Annotated in this window: 17 protein-coding genes; 5 read left to right on the forward strand and 12 right to left on the reverse strand. The window is 69.0% G+C overall.

Going from position 1 to position 15,072, the window contains the following annotated elements:
* Window positions 1–132: 132 nt before the first annotated feature.
* The 4 genes from C6N40_RS09375 to grxD form a co-directional block, all read right to left on the reverse strand.
* On the reverse strand, window positions 133–3,423 hold the full coding sequence (locus tag C6N40_RS09375) for a TonB-dependent receptor (RefSeq protein WP_106990761.1): 3,291 nt from the start codon (window positions 3,421–3,423) through the stop codon (window positions 133–135).
* A 191-nt stretch (window positions 3,424–3,614) separates the two neighbouring features.
* Window positions 3,615–4,214 (reverse strand): YhgN family NAAT transporter, encoded by a 600-nt coding sequence (locus C6N40_RS09380; RefSeq protein ID WP_106990762.1) that lies wholly within the window; start codon window positions 4,212–4,214, stop codon window positions 3,615–3,617.
* Window positions 4,211–4,969: an SDR family NAD(P)-dependent oxidoreductase gene (locus C6N40_RS09385; protein ID WP_106990763.1), complete on the reverse strand. Its 759-nt coding sequence runs from the start codon at window positions 4,967–4,969 to the stop codon at window positions 4,211–4,213. Before C6N40_RS09385 ends, C6N40_RS09380 begins: the two co-directional genes overlap by 4 nt.
* Window positions 4,966–5,289, reverse strand: a complete 324-nt coding sequence (gene grxD, locus C6N40_RS09390) for a Grx4 family monothiol glutaredoxin (protein ID WP_106990764.1) — start codon at window positions 5,287–5,289, stop codon at window positions 4,966–4,968. Before grxD ends, C6N40_RS09385 begins: the two co-directional genes overlap by 4 nt.
* Before the next feature lie 112 nt (window positions 5,290–5,401).
* On the opposite strand from grxD, the gene C6N40_RS09395 reads away from it, so the two are divergent.
* Together C6N40_RS09395 and C6N40_RS09400 are read left to right on the forward strand one after the other, a co-directional pair.
* The gene (locus tag C6N40_RS09395; protein WP_106990765.1) at window positions 5,402–5,980 is read left to right on the forward strand and encodes a superoxide dismutase; all 579 of its coding nucleotides are present in this window, start codon (window positions 5,402–5,404) and stop codon (window positions 5,978–5,980) included.
* Window positions 5,980–7,032: an ABC transporter ATP-binding protein gene (locus C6N40_RS09400; RefSeq protein WP_106990766.1), complete on the forward strand. Its 1,053-nt coding sequence runs from the start codon at window positions 5,980–5,982 to the stop codon at window positions 7,030–7,032. The genes C6N40_RS09395 and C6N40_RS09400 overlap by 1 nt, the downstream gene beginning before the upstream one ends.
* Window positions 7,033–7,119: 87 nt before the next feature.
* Here the strand turns inward: C6N40_RS09400 and C6N40_RS09405 are convergent, their stop codons facing one another.
* On the reverse strand, window positions 7,120–8,259 hold the full coding sequence (locus C6N40_RS09405) for a 5-(carboxyamino)imidazole ribonucleotide synthase (RefSeq protein ID WP_106990767.1): 1,140 nt from the start codon (window positions 8,257–8,259) through the stop codon (window positions 7,120–7,122).
* Complete coding sequence (gene purE / locus C6N40_RS09410) at window positions 8,256–8,762, reverse strand: 5-(carboxyamino)imidazole ribonucleotide mutase (RefSeq protein ID WP_106990768.1); 507 nt, start codon at window positions 8,760–8,762, stop codon at window positions 8,256–8,258. Before purE ends, C6N40_RS09405 begins: the two co-directional genes overlap by 4 nt.
* 64 nt (window positions 8,763–8,826) lie before the next feature.
* Between purE and C6N40_RS09415 the strand changes: the two genes are divergently transcribed.
* Window positions 8,827–9,093: a Trm112 family protein gene (locus C6N40_RS09415; protein ID WP_106990769.1), complete on the forward strand. Its 267-nt coding sequence runs from the start codon at window positions 8,827–8,829 to the stop codon at window positions 9,091–9,093.
* 1 nt (window position 9,094) lies between these two features.
* Complete coding sequence (nadC, locus tag C6N40_RS09420; protein WP_106990770.1) at window positions 9,095–9,967, forward strand: carboxylating nicotinate-nucleotide diphosphorylase; 873 nt, start codon at window positions 9,095–9,097, stop codon at window positions 9,965–9,967.
* Window positions 9,968–10,025: 58 nt separating this feature from the next.
* Here nadC and C6N40_RS09425 read toward each other — a convergent pair whose 3' ends face one another.
* Complete coding sequence (locus tag C6N40_RS09425) at window positions 10,026–10,832, reverse strand: FHA domain-containing protein (RefSeq protein ID WP_106990771.1); 807 nt, start codon at window positions 10,830–10,832, stop codon at window positions 10,026–10,028.
* A 123-nt stretch (window positions 10,833–10,955) separates the two neighbouring features.
* On the opposite strand from C6N40_RS09425, the gene C6N40_RS09430 reads away from it, so the two are divergent.
* Entirely contained in the window at window positions 10,956–11,276 is a 321-nt protein-coding gene (locus tag C6N40_RS09430) for a DUF3301 domain-containing protein (protein ID WP_106990772.1), read from the forward strand.
* 6 nt (window positions 11,277–11,282) lie between these two features.
* Here C6N40_RS09430 and C6N40_RS09435 read toward each other — a convergent pair whose 3' ends face one another.
* From C6N40_RS09435 to petA, 5 genes are all read right to left on the reverse strand, one after another.
* A complete protein-coding gene (locus C6N40_RS09435) occupies window positions 11,283–11,702 on the reverse strand; it encodes a ClpXP protease specificity-enhancing factor (RefSeq protein WP_106990773.1) in 420 nt (139 codons plus the stop codon).
* The gene (locus C6N40_RS09440; RefSeq protein ID WP_106990774.1) at window positions 11,699–12,334 is read right to left on the reverse strand and encodes a glutathione S-transferase N-terminal domain-containing protein; all 636 of its coding nucleotides are present in this window, start codon (window positions 12,332–12,334) and stop codon (window positions 11,699–11,701) included. Before C6N40_RS09440 ends, C6N40_RS09435 begins: the two co-directional genes overlap by 4 nt.
* Window positions 12,335–12,486: 152 nt before the next feature.
* Entirely contained in the window at window positions 12,487–13,224 is a 738-nt protein-coding gene (locus C6N40_RS09445; RefSeq protein WP_106990775.1) for a cytochrome c1, read from the reverse strand.
* The gene (locus tag C6N40_RS09450) at window positions 13,217–14,461 is read right to left on the reverse strand and encodes a cytochrome b (protein WP_106990776.1); all 1,245 of its coding nucleotides are present in this window, start codon (window positions 14,459–14,461) and stop codon (window positions 13,217–13,219) included. The genes C6N40_RS09445 and C6N40_RS09450 overlap by 8 nt, the downstream gene beginning before the upstream one ends.
* Window positions 14,461–15,066 carry a ubiquinol-cytochrome c reductase iron-sulfur subunit gene (petA, locus tag C6N40_RS09455; RefSeq protein ID WP_106990777.1) on the reverse strand — a complete coding sequence of 202 codons (606 nt, stop codon included), beginning with the start codon at window positions 15,064–15,066 and terminating at the stop codon, window positions 14,461–14,463. The genes C6N40_RS09450 and petA overlap by 1 nt, the downstream gene beginning before the upstream one ends.
* Window positions 15,067–15,072: the final 6 nt, after the last annotated feature.

Genomic DNA, 15,072 nt, shown 5'->3' on the forward strand with positions numbered 1-15,072 from the left:
GTTCTTTTCTCTCGGTCTTCGTCGTCATCGAACCCACGACTTTAGCACCGCCATCCCCCGCCGTAGCAGCGCCCAAAAGGAAACGGCCGGGGGTTTCCCCCCGGCCGTTCCCGGAACAAACGACTGTTTCGGTCAGAACTGGTACTTGAAGCTCAGCATGACCGACCAGCGCGACACGGCGGTGTTGCCCTTGTCGTTGTTGTTCTCCTGGATCTGCGCGTCGGAGCCCGGCCCGGTCCAGTGGTACACGTACTTGCCATCGTTGCCGGCGCAGCCCGCGAGGGTCACGCCCGGGCCGCAGATGCCGGCGTAGCTGGCCAGCTGCCGGTTGGCATTGAAGCCGTAGTCCTCGATCAGGCCCCAATCCTTGTTCAGGAGGTTGCCGATGTTCATGATGTCGAGGGCCAGCACCGACTTGTGGCCTTCCGCGAAGCCCGGCAGCTCCTGGGTGATGCGCACGTCGAAGCTGTTGACCCACTGGCTGCGGAAGGCGTTGGCCGGGGCGATCTGGCCCTGATAGGCCCTCAGCTCCGGGTTCTGCTCGAGCCACGCGAAGAACGACTGCTCCATCGCCGAACCACCGGTCCAGACCACGTCGCCCGGGCCGTTCGGCACGTAGAACAGGTCGTTGAAGCGACCCGTGTTGCCGTTCGCGTCGCCATTGGCATCGTTGCCGAAGATGTAGCTGAACGGACGACCGGAGCGACCTTCGTAGAACATGGAGACGCGGGTCTCGTAGTTCTCGAAGAAGTTGTGGCGCCAGGTCACCGTGCCGGTGAAGCGGTCCTTGATCGCATAGCGCGAGTCATAGGCCACGTCCTCATTCATCGAGCCGATCGGCGTGTTACCCCAGTTCGACGAGTTCTGCGAGCTGGTCATCGGGCTGACTTCGGTCGCCTCGGTGTAGGTGTAGAACAGGCTCCAGCCCCAGGTATCGACCAGCGGCTTGTCGAGACCAAAGGTGAACTGGCTGCTCTCGCCCTTGTCGGTGTTCGAGACCAGGAACACGTCACCCACGCCGTTCGGACGCAGGGCGCGGTTGAAGGCGCCATTGGTGCCGTGCGCGATGCCGTTGTTGCCGCGGCGATCCGGGTTCAGGCCATTGGCGTTCCAGAACAGCGTGCGGCCGTCCTGGCCGATCGCGGTGACGCCATCGCCGGCGGCATTGAACGGGTCGAGGCGCTGGATGAAGATGCCGTCCTTGACGTTCGTGAACAGGGCCTCGGCCGAGAGCACGATGCCGTGCCACGGCAGCTCATGCTCGAACGCCAGGTTGGCCTTCCAGACCGACGGCAGCGCGAAGTCCGGCGCAATGATGTCGACGTTCTGGCGCGGGCAGCTGGCCAGGGTCGGCACCGGGTAGCAGGCCGGGTTCAGGCCAGTGCCCGGGATGTACGGGGGCACGCTCGGGTCGAAGTTGCCGCCGTTGGTCTCCTCGTACTGCACATAGCTGATGCCGGTGTTCTGGTAGGCACCCGCCAGCCAGACGTTCGGCGAGGCGCCCTGGAACAGGCCGAAGCCACCGCGGACCTGGGTCGGACGCTCGGCGTCGAAGGTGTAGTTGAAGCCGACGCGCGGCTGCAGGATCGAGACGTCGACGGTGTTGGAGTTGTCGTAGCCGTAGATATCCGACACGAACTCGTTGTACAGGCGCTGGTCATCGAAATCCGGCTTGTCGTAGCGCAGGCCGAACATCAGGGTCAGGTTGTAGTTGACCGACCAGGTGTCCTGCAGGAACAGGCCCGTGTTCTTCTGGGTGTAGGCAGCCGGGATGTCGGCGTAGGTGCCGCCGTCCGGACGCGGCGCGCGCACGACGTAGGTCGACGGGTTGCCGGCGATGAAGGCGGCCAGGTTGTTGAACACGTACGTGCCGTTCAGGTCACGGCCGTAGAAGTTGATGACGTCGTTCTTTTCCCAGTCGAAGCCGAACTTCAGCTCGTGGTTGCCCACGAACAGGTTGCCGGAGCCGAACAGCGTCGTCTGCTCGGTGTCGATCAGGTTGACGTGGCTGTTCTGCTCGGTGCCGAGATAGATCGAACGGTTGCTGTTCGGGCCGAAGCCGCGGATCTCGATCTGCGGCAGGTTCGAATTGGTCTCGCGGACCGCGGTGTAGTCACGACGCGACACCTTGAACTCGGTGGAGAAGTTGTCGCTCCAGTCGCTGAACAGCTCGAGCACGGTGGACTCGAACTCCTTGGCGTAGTTGTACCAGAAGGAGTTCAGCGAGATGGAGTTGTTGTCGACCTGCGGGAAACGCAGCACGCCCTGGTCGAGGAAGCTGTAACGCAGCGCGGCGCGGTGCGCGTCGCTGATGTTCCAGTCGAGCTTGATCGCGTATTCCTCGATCTCGGTGTCGGCATTCAGGCCGCCGATGCCGCCCGCGTCGAAGCCGTAGGCCGCGGCCGCGGCCTGCACGTCGGCGATGTTCTGGTCGGTGATCTGACCCAGGCCATACGGAGTGCCGCCGAAGCCGGTGGACGGCGCGGTGCGCACGTACTTCTCGTAGTTGACGAAGAAGAACAGGCGGTCCTTGACCAGCGGGCCACCGAAGGTGCCGCCGTAGGTGTCCTCGGACTCCCAGCCGTTGAACTCGACGCCATCGAGGGTGCCGCGCACCCAGTCGCCGTCGCGCAGGGTGTAGTACAGCGAACCGTGGAACTCGTTCGTGCCCGAACGGGTGACCGCGTTCACCACGGCGCCGGTACCGCCGGCGATGGTGGTGTCGTAGTTGGCCAGGTCGATGTTGATTTCTTCGATCGCGTCGATCGAGACAGGCTGGCGCTCGGTCGGCAGGTTGTTCGACTCGAGGCCGAACGGATCGGAGGCGCTGACGCCGTCGATCTTGATCAGGTTGTAGCGGGTGTTCTGGCCACCGGCCGAGATGGCGCCGTCGGCCTTGCTGACCTGCGAGATGCGCGGGTCGGTGCGGATGTAGTCCTGGATGTTGCGGTTGGCCGAGGGCAGGGCCTCGATCTGGCTGCGGTTGACGTTGCTGCCGGTGCCCATCTTCTCGGGCGAGAAGACTTCGGAGATGACCGAGCTGCCGGTGACTTCGACGGCGGCCAGGGTGGCCACGTCGTCGACCAGGGTGGCGTCGACCGCAGTGGTCTCGGCCAGCTGCAGGTACACGCCCTCGCGGACCTCGGTCACGCCATCCTTGATGATCGTGATGGTGTACGGGCCGCCGACGCGCAGGCCGCGCGCGGAGTAGCGACCGTCATTGCCGGTGGTGGCATTGCTGACGGTGCCGGACGGCGTGTGCACGATGGTCACCTGCGCGCCGGTCACCGGCTGGGCGTCGGAACCGACGATGCGGCCGGTCACCGAGGCGGTGGTGTTCTGCGCGAAGGCCGGAGCCGCCGCGAGCGCGATGGCGAGGCCGAGGGAGAGCTGCGAAAGCCGAACCCGGTTGCGATTGGTCATGGTGGAAACCCTGGTTTTTGGAAGTGGCGAAAAAGGCGTGTGCGGCATCCCGCCGCTGTACCCTGACGTACGGGTACGGCTGTTCCTGTCTTAACTTGCTGGAAAGGTCCCCTGGGGCCCCTTAGCAATAACAAGAGTTTAACACGCTAACGGGGTTGGATGTCATTCAGGTTACAGGCCGGTGGCAACCCTCAGACCACCCCTGCCCCGGCCAGGTAGCTGGCGACGCCATCGAGCAGCATCTGCACCGAAATGGCCACCAAAAGCATGCCCATGAGCCGTTCTACTGCGATCAGGACCCGCATACCCAGCACCTTGTAGAGGGTGGTGGCCGAAAAAAGCAGCGCGGCCGTGGCCAGCCAGGCCAGGACCAGGGCCAGGCTCCAGTCGGCCATCCGGCCCGGTTCCTGGGCGGCCAGCAGCATCACCGCGGCCATGCCCGAGGGCCCGGCCACCAGCGGGATGGCCATGGGCACGATGAAGGGTTCGCCGCCCGGGACTTCGCCGAACATGCCCTCGGGGCTGGGGAAGATCATCTTCAGGCCGATCAGGAACAGCACGATGCCGCCGGCGATGGACACCGACTCCTGGCGAAGGTGCATCAGGTCGAGCACGTACTTGCCGCCCCACAGGAACACGAACAGCACGCCCAGGGCGATCAGCAGCTCGCGCGCCAGCACGCGCCGCCGGCGCTCGGGCGCCAGCGGCTTGAGCAGGCCCAGGAACACCGGGATGTTGCCCAGCGGGTCGAGGATCAGGAACAGCAGCAGGGCTGCCGAGAGCGTGGTCATGCCGGCACCCGCGGCGCCCAGACCTGGCCGCGCAGGGCCGCGCCGGCCGGCGACAGCAGGTGCACGCAGGCCGGGGCGTAGGCCGCGGGAGCGGGCACGCGCAGCTGGCCCTCGTCGGCGTAGGCGCGGGCACGCAGGTCGGTGCGCATCGGCCCGGGCTCGAGGCCCGCCACGCGCACCGGGGTCATGTCGGTCTCGGCACCGAGCTGCCGCACCAGCGCCACGAGACCCTGCTTGGCCAGCCCGTAGGCGCCCCAGTAGGCCTTGCCCACGCGCGCCGGGTCGTCGGTGACGAAGACCACGGCGCTGTCGTCGGCCTTGCGCAGCCAAGGCAGGCAGGCCTGGGTGAGCAGCCACGGCGCGGTGAAGTTGACGTGCAGGCAGCGCACGAAGACTTCGGGCTCGATCGTCTCGAGCGGCGCCAGGCCGCTGAACTCGGCCGCGCAGTGCAGCAGCCCGTGCAGGCCACCAAGCTCGGTGGCCACCTTCTCCGCCAGTTGGGCGTAGTCGGCCGGGTCGGCGCCGGCCAGGTCGATCGGGTAGATCGCCGGCTCCGGGCCCAGCGCCTTCACCGCGTCGTACACGCGGTTGAGCCTGGGCACCTTGCGGCCCAGCAGCACCACCGTGGCGCCGGCGCGCGCGCAGGCCTTGGCCGCCTCGGCGCCCAGGCCGCCATGGGCGCCCGTGACCAGCACCACCCGCCCGGCCAGGGCGTCGGCGGCGATTGCGGTGGGCGCGGCCGGCGCGGTGCTCATGCCGGCTTCTGCGCCTCGGCGACGATGCGCGCCAGTTCACCGCTCTCGAGCAGGTCGACGGTGATGTCGCAGCCGCCGATCAGCTCGCCGTGGATGAACAGCTGCGGGAAGGTCGGCCAGTCGGAATAGCGCGGCAGGTTGGCGCGGATCTCCGGGTCCTCGAGCACGTTGATGCTGTGGTAACCGGTGGCCCCGGCGGCCTTGAGGGCCTGCGCGGCGCGGCTGGAGAAGCCGCACATCGGGAACTGCGGCGTGCCCTTCATGAAGAGCACGATCGGGTGGCCCTCGACCTCGGCCTTGATGCGGTCCATGACGCTCATGTGAAAAAGCTCCGTTTCGCCCGCGGCCGTGGGGGTGGGCCGCGATGGGGCTAGAATTATAAGGCTGGGCACCGCCCGACGGCGCCCCAACCCAAACGAAAGGAGACAGCCCATGGCCATCGAACTGCCCGCCCTGCCCTACGACCGCACCGCGCTCGAGCCGCACATCTCGGCCGAGACCATCGATTTCCACTATGGCAAGCACCACCAGGCCTACGTGACCAACCTCAACAAGCAGATCGAGGGCACCGAGTTCGAGTCCATGGACCTCGAGGCCATCATCCGCAAGTCGCAGGGTGGCATGTTCAACAACGCCGCCCAGGTCTGGAACCACACCTTCTATTGGAACTGCCTCAAGCCCAACGGCGGCGGCGAGCCGACCGGCGCCCTGGCCGACGCCATCAACAAGGCCTTCGGCAGCTTCGCCCAGTTCAAGGAGCAGTTCACCCAGACCGCGCTCACCACCTTCGGCTCGGGCTGGGCGTGGCTGGTGCAGCGTCCGGACGGCTCGCTGGCCCTGGTCAGCACCCCCAACGCCGCCACCCCGCTCACCGGCGCCGACAAGCCGCTGCTGACCTGCGACGTCTGGGAACACGCCTACTACATCGACTACCGCAACGCCCGGCCGAAGTACGTCGAGTCGTTCTGGAACCTGGTGAACTGGGACTTCGTCGCCAGCCAGATGGCCTGATGACCCCGGCGCAGCCGCTGCTCGCCATCGACCGGCTGTCCTGCGCCTACGCGGGGCAGCCGGCGGTCAGGGAACTGTCGCTGGCGCTCGCGCCCGGCGAGCTCGGTTGCCTGCTCGGGCCCAGCGGCTGCGGCAAGACCACCCTGCTGCGCGCCATCGCCGGTTTCCATGCCCCGGCGGCCGGCGCGCTGCGGCTTCGCGGTCGTGACGCCCTGCCGCTGCCGCCCGAGGGGCGCGGGCTGGGCTTCGTGTTCCAGGACCTGGCGCTGTTCCCGCACCTGACGGTAGCCGGCAACGTCGCCTTCGGCCTGCACCGCCTGCCCCGCGCCGAACGCGCGGCGCGCGTGGCCGAAACGCTCGCCATGATCGGCCTGGAAGGCCTGGGCGAGCGCTATCCGCATGAGCTCTCCGGCGGCCAGCAGCAGCGCGTGGCCCTGGCCCGATCGCTGGCGCCGCGCCCCGACCTGCTGTTGCTGGACGAGCCCTTCTCCAGCCTCGACGCCGACCTGCGCGGCCGCCTGCGCGACGACCTGCGCGCGCTGCTCAAGCGGCTGGGCATCGCCGCCCTGCTGGTGACGCACGACCAGGAGGAGGCCTTCGCCTTCGCCGACACCGTCGGCGTGATGCAGGCCGGTCGCCTGCTGCAGTGGGCGCCGGGCTTCGAGCTCTACCACCGGCCGGCCACGCCCTTCGTGGCCAGCTTCGTCGGCGAAGGCCGCTTCCTGCCGGCGACGGTGCTGGCCGGCAACCGCCTGGGCACGGCGCTGGGCGAACTCGAGTTCGCCGCACCGCAGGGCTGGCCGGTGGGCAGCACGGTGCGCGTGCTGCTGCGCCCCGACGACCTGCGCCCGACCGAGACCGGCGGCATCGAGGCCGAAGTGCGTTCGGTCGCCTTCCGCGGCGCCGAGTCGCTGCACACCCTGGTGCTGCCCGACGGCACCTCGCTCACCACACTGGTGCCCAGCCACCAGCAGCGCGCGCCCGGCAGCCGGATGCGCGTGCGGCCCGACCTGGCCCACGTCGTCGTCTTCGCAGGGGACGGGTGCAATTAAAGAAGGGGGTCAGGTTCACTTGGAGCCAAGTGAACCTGACCCCCTTCTTTAATTGCACCCGTCCCCTTTCCGAGACCTGTCCGGGGCTCAGCGCAGGCGGGCGATGACGGGCGCCACCTGGGCCTCGCGGCCAAGCGCCTTGCCGACCCGCTCGAGCGCGTCGGCCAGCCCGGCCGTCGTTTCCGCCCGCAGCGTGGCGTGGCCGACCTTGCGGCCTACGCGGGGCGACTTGCCGTAGTCGTGCCAGTGCCCGCCCGGCTCGGCCAGCACGGCCGCTGCCGGCGGCATCTCGCCGATCCAGTTGAGCATGCAGCTGTGGCCCACCGGGCGCACCGCGCCCAGCGGCAGGCCGAGCACGGCGCGCAGGTGGTTCTGGAACTGCGAGGTCTCGGCGCCTTCGATCGTCCAGTGGCCGGAGTTGTGCACGCGCGGCGCCATCTCGTTGGCCACCAGCACGCCGTCGTGCAGGAACAGCTCGAGCGCGAACACGCCCACGTAATCCAGGGCCTCGGCGACGCGGCGGGCGGCGTCGAGCGCCTGCGCCTGCAGCGACTCGTCGGCCACCGCCGGCGCCAGGCTGGCCGAGAGGATGCCGTCGACATGCCAGTTCTCGGTCAGCGGCCAGGCGCGCAGCTCGCCGTCGCGGCCGCGCACGGCAACCACCGACAGCTCGCGCTGGAACGCGACGAAACCCTCGAGGATCAGGCCCACGCGCGCCGCCTGCGGGCCGAGCGCGGCCCAGGCGGCGTCGGCGTCGGCCGGCGACTTGATGCGGAACTGGCCCTTGCCGTCGTAACCCAGGCGGCGGGTCTTGAGGATGCACGGCGTGCCGACCCGGGCGATGGCGGCGTCGAGTTCGCCGCGGGTGTCGATGGTGGCGAACTCCGGCACCGGGATGTCCAGTTCGCGGAACAGGGTCTTCTCGGCCAGGCGGTCCTGGGCCACGGCCAGCGCGCGCGGGTTGGGAAACACCGGCACGTGGTCGGCCAGCCACTGCGCGCTCTCGGCGGGCACGTTCTCGAAGTCGAAGGTGGCCACGTCGATGCGCCGCGCGAACTCGGCCAGCGCGGCCTCGTCGCGGTAGTCGGCCTGGAGCATCGGCGCGAACTGGGCCGCGCAGGCGTCGGCGGTGGAGTCGAGCACCAGGAAGCGCAGGCCCAGCGGCGCGCCGGCCAGGGCCATCATGCGGGCCAGCTGCCCGCCACCGAGGATGCCGACGGTGGTCACGGCAGGCGCGGGTCGGCGTGGGCGAGCACGTCGCGGGTCTGCTGGTCGCGGAAATGCGCCAACGCCTCGCGCACCGCCGGGTCGTGCTGGGCCACCAGCGCCGCGGCGAACAGGCCGGCATTGGCGGCGCCGGCCACGCCGATGGCGAAGGTGGCCACCGGGATGCCGGCCGGCATCTGCACGATCGAAAGCAGTGAGTCGAGGCCGTTGAGCGCCTTGCTCTGGACCGGCACGCCCAGCACGGGCACCGCGGTCATCGCAGCGACCATGCCCGGCAGGTGCGCGGCGCCGCCGGCGCCGGCGATGATCGCGCGCAGGCCGCGGCCTTCGGCGGCCTTGGCGTATTCGGCCAGCAGGTCGGGGGTGCGGTGCGCAGAGACCACCCGCACCTCATGCGCGACGCCCAGCTTCTCGAGCCGGTCGACGGCGTGCTGCATCGTCTCCCAGTCGGATCGGGAGCCCATGATCACCCCGACCAGCGGGTTCTTGGCGGCTTGGTTCATGGCGGGCTGCTTCGGCAAAAGGCTATTCTAGACACAAGCCCGCAACCCGGACACCGGCCACGCCATGGACCGCAAACTGCTCGATATCCTCTGCTGCCCGGCCAGCAAGCAGCCGCTGGCGCTGCTGGCCGCCGATGACCTGGACCTGGTCAACCGCGCCATCGCCCGTGGCGGTGTGCTGCGCGCCGACGGCACCGCCCAGGCCGACGCCCTGTCCGAGGGCCTGGTGACGCGCGACCGGCGCACCGTCTACCGGGTCGACGACGGCATTCCGGTGCTGCTGGCCGACGAGGCCCTGGAAACCAGCCAGTTCCCCGACTTCCCGCGCTGACATGGCTACCCTGCCGAGCCCTCCCCCGGCCGGGGTCGTGGCCGAGGACGTCGCCCGCGCCCTGGCCGAAGACCTGGGACCGGGGGACGCCACCGCCGAACTGCTGCCGGACGGCCCGGCCGAGGCCTGGGTGGTCGCCAAGGAAGCCGGCGTCATCGCCGGGCGCCCCTGGTTCGACGAGTGCTTCCGCCGGCTCGACCCCGAGGTGCGCATCCACTGGCGAGTGGCCGAAGGCGAGGCCGTCGCCGCCGGCACGGTGCTGGTGACCCTGGCCGGCCGCGCCCGCGCCCTGGTCAGCGCCGAGCGCCCGGCCCTGAACTTCCTGCAGACGCTATCGGCCACCGCCAGCCGCACCGCGGAGTGCGTGGCGGCCCTGGCCGGCAGCCGCACCCGCGTGCTCGACACCCGCAAGACCCTGCCCGGCCTGCGCCAGGCGCAGAAATACGCGGTGCGGGCCGGCGGCGGGCTCAACCACCGCATGGGGCTGTACGACGCGGTGATGCTCAAGGAAAACCACATCCATGCCGCCGGCTCGATCGCGGCGGCCGCAGCCGCGGCGCGCCAGCGCCACCCGACCCTGCCGCTGATCATCGAGGTCGAAACCCTGGCCGAGCTCGACCAGGCCCTGGCCGCCGGCTGCGACCGGATCCTGGTCGACGAATTCGGCGACGATGACCTGCGCGAGGCCGTGCGCCGCGCCGCCGGCCGGATCCCGCTGGAGGTCTCCGGCGGCGTCACGCTCGATCGCCTGCACACGCTCGGCGCCATCGGCGTCGACTACGTCTCGATCGGCGCCCTCACCAAGCACGTCCACGCCCTCGACCTCTCCCTCCGCCTCGGCTCCCCACCCCCCTCCCCGCCCCCGTCCCTTTAGGAGCGCCTTCAGGCGCTCCTACGGGGGGAGGCCGAGGGAGGGAGCGCGAGGGGTTGGGTCAGCCGCGGCTGAGGAAGAGCGCGACGATGACCAGGATGGCGGCGGCAGTGAGCATGATCGGCACCCACTTGCTGATGCCGCCCGCGGCGGCCGGCGCCGCCGGTTCGCTGGGCTGGGTCAGGCGCGTGGCCTGCTGGGCCATTTCCATGCCCGGGGCGACCAGGATGAAACGCACCGCGTCCAGGCGCAGCTCGTCGCCCGGCTTCAGGAACCCCTGCTGCACGCGCTTGCCGTTGATGTAGGTGCCGTTGGACGAACCCAGGTCCTCCACCGACAGCCCGTCCTGGGTCGGCTTGACCAGCGCGTGCCGGCGCGAAATCTCGTCGGCGGCGACGGCGATGTCGGCTTCCGCGGCGCGACCGATCACCACCGGCCCCTGCACCGGGAACACCTTGCCGAACACCGCGCCCGACACGCCGCGCAGCACGAACTTCGGCACCGCCATGCGCACGCGGGTGGCGCCCGTGTCCTCCTCCTCGCCGGCGGCCGCAGCGCCCGCCGAGGAAGGCGCGGAGCGCGCGGCTTCGACCACGTTGAAGCGCGCCTGCACCGGGCCGATGCCCAGCGTGTCGCCGGCGCGCAGCGCCATGATGTCCTGCACCGGCTTGCCGTTGACGCTGACCTCGCCGCCGTTGGCGGGAACCTGCAGGTTCGCGCCGGTGCCGGTGACGTGGATCTCGCAGTGGTGGTCGAGGATGCCCTCGACCGCAAGCACCACCGCGCCATCGGCCGAGCGGCCGATGCGGTTCACGCCGTGGCTCAGCAGCACCTGCGGATGTTCACCATGGGGAAACACCAGTTTCATGTTCGCTCTCCTGCGATACGGCGCGCGCCGGCGGGGCGGGGTCCGGGCCTATCTTAGCGATGTGGAGCGCATGCGGGCAGGGGGCCGCTTGTGGCCTGCGATGGCCGGCCCCACACTTCGGACATGCTCACCACCCTGCTGATGTCGGCCCTTGCCATGGGCCTGCTGTTCTTCTGGTTCTCCGGCCGCGCCGCGGCGGAAACCGCCACTGTCATCGGACAGCGGGCTTGTGCAAAAGCCGGCGTGCAATGGCTCGACCAGAGCGTGCACCTGCTCGCCATCCGCCTGCGTCGCGGCCCCGATGGCTGGCTTGGGCTGGAGCGCCATTTCGGCTTCGAGTACTCGACCGGCGGCGAGGACCGCCACGCCGGACGCATCGTCCTGCACGGCCGCCGCCTGCGCGCGCTGTCCGGGCCCATGCCGCCGGAGAACAGCCTGCATTGAGCGGCCTTACTTGACCACGCGCAGGTGGCTGCGACGCGGCGGTTCGCCGCCGCTATCGGGCTCGTTCGGCGGCTCGGGGCCTTCGCCCGGTTCATCGCCGGTGTCATCGGGCAGCATCATGCCCTGCCCCGTTTCCTGGGCGTAGATCGCCAGCACCGCGCCGACCGGCACGTACACCGACTGGCTGACGCCGCCGAACCGCGCCAGGAAGCTCACGCCCTGGTTGTCGATGTGCAGCTGGGCGACGGCGCGCGGCGCGATGTTGAGCACCACCTTGCCGTCCTTCACCGAGGAAGCGGGCACCTGCACGCCGTCGCGTTCAGCGTCGACGAGAAGGTGCGGCGTCATGCCGTTGTCGTTGATCCATTCGTTCAACGCCCGCAGCAGGTACGGGCGGTTGGAACCCATGCGTGGGGTTTCGGTCATTGCGGCAGGTCGCGCAGGCTCTTTTCCTCGGGGGTCAGGCTGCGCAGGTAGGCGGGGTTGCGGAAGATGCGGTTGCCGTAGTCCTCGATCAGCTTGGCTTCCTTGGGAAGCTGCACGCCCAGCGCCGGCAGGCGCCAGATGATCGGGGCGATGGCGCAGTCGGCCAGGCTCATCTCGGGGTTGAGGAAGAACTTGGAGGCCTTGAACAGCGGCAGCGAGGCCAGCAGCAGTTCCTTCAGGCGCTTGCGGCCAGCGTCGGCCTGGGCCTTGGTGCCGTGCTGGATGGCCTGCACGTGCGGCACCCAGTCGTGCTCCAGGCGCAGCATGGCCAGGCGCAGGCGGGCGCGCGAGAGCGGGTCGACCGGCATCAGCGGCGGATGCGGGTAGCGCTCGTCGAGGTACTCGGACACCACTGAGGCGGCGTAGAGCACCAGGTCGCGGTCCACCAGGGTCGGGACCGAGTGGTAGGGATTGAGGTCGACGAGGTCCTCCGGCGGGCTGGTCGGATCCACCGGCACGAGCTCGTAGCTCACGCCCTTGGCGGCCAGCACCAGGCGGACCCGGTGGCAAACCACGCAGTCGCGGGCGGAAAACAGGGTAAGGGCATTGCGCAAACGCGGACTGGTTGCCATCAAGGGGTCCCCCTGGGATTCCGCCGGCCCCTGCCGACGGTCTTCACGAGTCCCGACCATGCCCGAAATGGCCGGTTTCCCGCAAGACGGCCGCCCCGGAAACACGAAGGGCCGCCCGAAGGCGGCCCCAAGTGCCTGATTCCGAAGAGGAATCAGTGCACGTCGCGCCAGAACTCCAGCTTCAGGAGGTAGGCGATGAAGGTGAAGAACACCAGGAACAGGATGACCCAGACGCCCACCGATTCACGCTTGAGCGCGGCCGGCTCGGCCACGTACTGCAGGAAGGCGCTGATATCGCGGGCGACCCGGTCGAATTCCTGCGGCGACAGGCGGCCGGGGCTGGCCAGCTCCAGGCGGGTGAGGTGCGACTGGCCGTCCGCGCCCTGGTCGTAGACCGGGCGCTGGATGCCCTGCAGCTCCCAGAGCACGTTCGGCATCGAAGCGCCCGGGAAGACCGTGTTGTTCCAGCCCATCGGCCGGGCTTCGTCGATGTAGAAGCCCTTGAGGTACGAGTAGATGTAGTCCGGGCCGCCCAGCCTGGCGCGAGAGGTGAGGCTCAGGTCCGGCGGGGCCTTGCCGAGCCAGGCATCGCCGTCACCGGCATTGATGCCGGTGTGGATGTTCTCGCCGATCTTGGCGTGGGACGGCATCAGGTGCTGTTCCACGAGTTCCGGCGGCAGGTCCAGGTCCGAGGCGATGCGCGAGTAGCGGTGCATCGACAGGGCATGGCAACTGGCGCAGTAGTTCATGTACAGGCCGGCGCCGCGCTGCAGCGAAGCCTTGTCGCTCAGGTCGGTGCCCGAGTGCTCGAGCGCGGGACCGGGACCGGCGGCGAGGCCGAGGGCCGGCACCAGGGCCAGCAGGAGGGCGAAGAGGCGCAGCTTAGTCATGCGAGGGCACCCGCTCGGGAACAGCCTTGGTCTGGCCCCAGGTGGACCACCACGGCATGAAGATGAAGAAGGCGAAGTAGTAGGCGGTCAGGATCTGGGCCACCAGCTTCTGCGTGTCGGAACCCGACTGCGCGCCCAGCCAGCCCAGCACCACGAACGCGACGCAGAAGACCGCGATCAGGATCTTGTGCAGCATCGGGCGGTAGCGGATGGACTTGACCTTGCAGCGGTCGAGCCACGGCAGCGCGAACAGGATCATGGTGGCGCCGCCCATCACGATCACGCCGAACAGCTTGTCGGGGATCGCGCGCAGCATCGCGTAGAAGGGCGTGAAGTACCACACCGGCTTGATGTGGGCCGGGGTGACCATCGGGTCGGCGGCGATGAAGTTGTCCCACTCCAGGAACCAGCCACCCATCGCCGGGGCGAAGAACACCACGAAGGCGAAGATGATCAGGAAGAAGCCGGCGCCGAACAGGTCCTTCACCGTGTAGTACGGATGGAACGGGATGCCGTCGCGCGGCTTGCCGTTCTCGTCCTTGACCTTCTTGATGTCGACGCCTTCCGGGTTGTTCGAGCCAACCTCGTGCAGCGCGCCCAGGTGCAGCACGACCAGCAGCAGCAGGACCAGCGGCAGGGCGATGACGTGCAGGGCAAAGAAGCGGTTGAGGGTGGCGTCGGCGACCAGGTAGTCACCGCGGATCCACTCGGTCAGCTCGACGCCGACAACCGGGATCGCGCCGAACAGGTTGATGATCACCTGCGCGCCCCAGTACGACATCTGGCCCCAGGGCAGCACGTAGCCCATGAAGGCTTCGGCCATGAGCACCAGGAAGATGACCACGCCCAGCACCCAGACCAGCTCGCGCGGCTTCTGGTACGAGCCGTAGATCAGGCCGCGGAACATGTGCAGGTACACCACCACGAAGAACATGGAGGCGCCCGTGGAGTGCATGTAGCGGATCAGCCAGCCCCACTCGACGTCGCGCATGATGTACTCGACCGAGGCGAAGGCCTCGGCGGCGGACGGCTTGTAGTGCATCGTCAGGAAGATGCCCGTGACGATCTGGTTGACCAGCACCAGCATGGCCAGCGAGCCGAAGTAGTACCAGACGTTGAAGTTCTTCGGAGCGTAGTACTCCGACATGTGCTTCTTGTAGGCCGGGATCAGGCCCGGGGTGCGGTCGTTGAACCAGCCGACCACGCCTTCGACGGTGCGGGAGAACTTGCTGGCCATCACGCGGCCTCCTCAGGGGCGACGCCGACCATGAGGCGGTTGTCGTCGATGAAGTGGTAGGGCGGGACTTCGAGGTTCGACGGAGCCGGCACGCCCTGGTAGACGCGGCCGGCCAGGTCGAAGCGCGAGTTGTGGCAGGGGCAGTAGAAGCCGCCCTGCCACTCGCTGTCGAAGGGCTGCGGCTGCAGCTCGGGCACGTAGCTCGGGGAGCAGCCCAGGTGGGTGCAGATGCCCACCATCACCGCCAGTTCGGGCTTGATCGAGCGGCCCTCGTTCTTGGCGAAGGCCGGGGTCTGCTCGACGTTCTCGGACGCCGGATCGCGCAGGCGGTCGTTGAGCGTCGCCAGCGCCGCCAGCTGCTCGGGCGTGCGCTTGAAGATCCACACCGGCTTGCCGCGCCACTGCACGATCATGCGCATGCCCGGCTCGAGGTCGATCTTGCTGATGTCGACCTCGACCGGCGCGCCGGCCGTCTGGGCCCGGGCACTGGGCTTCCAGGAACTGATGAACGGCACCGCGGCGAACCCGACACCCACCGCGCCGACAACGGCGGTGGTGGCAGTCAGGAAGCGGCGGCGCCCCGTGTTGACCCCTTCGTTAGCCATCCGGCT

Source organism: Arenimonas caeni (assembly GCF_003024235.1).
Classification (GTDB): Bacteria; Pseudomonadota; Gammaproteobacteria; order Xanthomonadales; family Xanthomonadaceae; genus Arenimonas; species Arenimonas caeni.

Coding starts and splice junctions, on each gene's coding strand:
- C6N40_RS09375 (WP_106990761.1), bottom strand. CDS start 3,423: ATGACCAATCGCAACCGGGTTCGGCTTTCGCAGCTCTCCCTCGGCCTC.
- C6N40_RS09380 (WP_106990762.1), bottom strand. CDS start 4,214: ATGACCACGCTCTCGGCAGCCCTGCTGCTGTTCCTGATCCTCGACCCG.
- C6N40_RS09385 (WP_106990763.1), bottom strand. CDS start 4,969: ATGAGCACCGCGCCGGCCGCGCCCACCGCAATCGCCGCCGACGCCCTG.
- grxD (WP_106990764.1), bottom strand. CDS start 5,289: ATGAGCGTCATGGACCGCATCAAGGCCGAGGTCGAGGGCCACCCGATC.
- C6N40_RS09395 (WP_106990765.1), top strand. CDS start 5,402: ATGGCCATCGAACTGCCCGCCCTGCCCTACGACCGCACCGCGCTCGAG.
- C6N40_RS09400 (WP_106990766.1), top strand. CDS start 5,980: ATGACCCCGGCGCAGCCGCTGCTCGCCATCGACCGGCTGTCCTGCGCC.
- purE (WP_106990768.1), bottom strand. CDS start 8,762: ATGAACCAAGCCGCCAAGAACCCGCTGGTCGGGGTGATCATGGGCTCC.
- C6N40_RS09415 (WP_106990769.1), top strand. CDS start 8,827: ATGGACCGCAAACTGCTCGATATCCTCTGCTGCCCGGCCAGCAAGCAG.
- nadC (WP_106990770.1), top strand. CDS start 9,095: ATGGCTACCCTGCCGAGCCCTCCCCCGGCCGGGGTCGTGGCCGAGGAC.
- C6N40_RS09425 (WP_106990771.1), bottom strand. CDS start 10,832: ATGAAACTGGTGTTTCCCCATGGTGAACATCCGCAGGTGCTGCTGAGC.
- C6N40_RS09430 (WP_106990772.1), top strand. CDS start 10,956: ATGCTCACCACCCTGCTGATGTCGGCCCTTGCCATGGGCCTGCTGTTC.
- C6N40_RS09435 (WP_106990773.1), bottom strand. CDS start 11,702: ATGACCGAAACCCCACGCATGGGTTCCAACCGCCCGTACCTGCTGCGG.
- C6N40_RS09440 (WP_106990774.1), bottom strand. CDS start 12,334: ATGGCAACCAGTCCGCGTTTGCGCAATGCCCTTACCCTGTTTTCCGCC.
- C6N40_RS09445 (WP_106990775.1), bottom strand. CDS start 13,224: ATGACTAAGCTGCGCCTCTTCGCCCTCCTGCTGGCCCTGGTGCCGGCC.
- C6N40_RS09450 (WP_106990776.1), bottom strand. CDS start 14,461: ATGGCCAGCAAGTTCTCCCGCACCGTCGAAGGCGTGGTCGGCTGGTTC.
- petA (WP_106990777.1), bottom strand. CDS start 15,066: ATGGCTAACGAAGGGGTCAACACGGGGCGCCGCCGCTTCCTGACTGCC.